Source organism: Nocardiopsis alkaliphila YIM 80379, from assembly GCF_000341005.1.
GTDB classification, from domain to species: domain Bacteria; phylum Actinomycetota; class Actinomycetes; order Streptosporangiales; family Streptosporangiaceae; genus Nocardiopsis; species Nocardiopsis alkaliphila.
The window spans coordinates 1-1,413 of record NZ_ANBD01000200.1 but is presented as its reverse complement, the minus strand read 5'-3'; the positions used below and the strand labels follow the sequence as shown (position 1 = coordinate 1,413).

Annotated in this window: 1 protein-coding gene and 1 pseudogene; both read left to right on the top strand. The window is 65.8% G+C overall.

The features are described from left to right. Positions 1-9: 9 nt before the first annotated feature. Positions 10-99: pseudogene (locus D472_RS29570) on the top strand (phosphopantetheine-binding protein); the annotation flags it as partial. A gap of 39 nt (positions 100-138) precedes the next feature. Then, positions 139-1,413, top strand: a 1,275-nt coding sequence (locus tag D472_RS26440; protein WP_239643047.1) for a condensation domain-containing protein, incomplete at its 3' end; no start/stop codon positions are given.

The window sequence follows — 1,413 nt, the reverse complement described above, 5'->3', positions numbered from 1 at the left end:
GGGCACTCGTTGTTGGCCACGCGGCTGATCGGCAGAATCCGCGCCGTTTTGGGTGTGGAGTTGGCCTTGCGTGAAGTGTTCACCTCGCCGACCGTGATCGGGGTCGCCAGATCGATCGACCGAGTGGGTGAACGTCCCATGCGTCCCGAGATCACGGCACTCGAGCGCCGTGAGGATCTGCCGTTGTCGTTCGCCCAGCGCCGACTGTGGTTCCTCAACCGGCTCGGCTCGGCGGGGTCCTCGTACAACGTGCCACTGGTGCTGCGGTTGAGGGGAGAGTTGAATGAGGACGCCCTCCGAGCCGCCGTGCGTGACGTGGTCGTGCGGCACGAGACCCTGCGTACGACGTTCCCTGCGATCCAAGGTGAACCATGCCAGCGTGTCCTGGACCCGGACCAGGCGTTGGAGCGGCTGCGATTCACGGTGGAGGTCTGCTCCGCCGACGAAGTCCGTCCCATCGTGGACGGTTCGGTGGACAAGACGTTCGACCTGGCCGAGGAACTGCCGGTCCGGGTGGACTTGCTGAGGATCGGTGAGCGGGAGCACGTCCTGATGGTGGTGATGCACCACATCGCCACCGATGGTTGGTCGGAGGGAGTGCTCGTCACCGAACTGGCCGAGGCCTATGACGCCAGGTCGACGGGGCGCGCCTTCGAGCCGGAACCCCCGCCGGTGCAGTACGGCGACTACACGCTGTGGCAGAACGCTCTGATGGACGAGACCGACCCCGAGGGCCGGGCCGCTCGCGAGGTCGCCTATTGGAGTGAGGCACTGCGAGGGGCCCCCGAAGTCCTGGACTTGCCGACCGACCGGTCACGACCGGCGGCGGCGTCCCACCACGGGGACAGTGTCGGGTTCGGATTGGACGCCGGCCTGCGTGACGCGTTGGAGGATCTCGCTCGTCGTCACGGTTGCACGTTGTTCATGGTGTTGCAGGCGGCGTTGGCGGTGACGCTGTCGCGTTCTGGGGCGGGACAGGACATTCCCATCGGCACCCCCGTCGCGGGTCGTGAGGATCCCGCGTTGGATGATCTGGTCGGTTTCTTCGTCAACACCCTGGTGTTGCGGACCAGGGTGGAGGGGGATGTTTCCTTCTCACGGATGCTCGAAGAGGTCAGGGAGACCGACCTGGCCGCCTTCGACCACCGGGACCTACCCTTCGAGCGGGTGGTGGAGGCGCTGGCCCCGACACGGAGCATGGCGCACCACCCTCTGTTCCAGGTCATGTTGGTCTTGCAGAACGGAGTGTCCGCGGAATCGGATTTCGCCGGGCTCGACGTGAAGCGGGAACCCTACTCCTGGAAGGTCGCCAAGTTCGATCTGACGTTCTCCTTCACCGAGGAGGAGGATGGGCTCACGGGCGTGGTGGAGTTCGCGACGGACCTGTTCGATCGGGACACGGCCCTGGCTCTG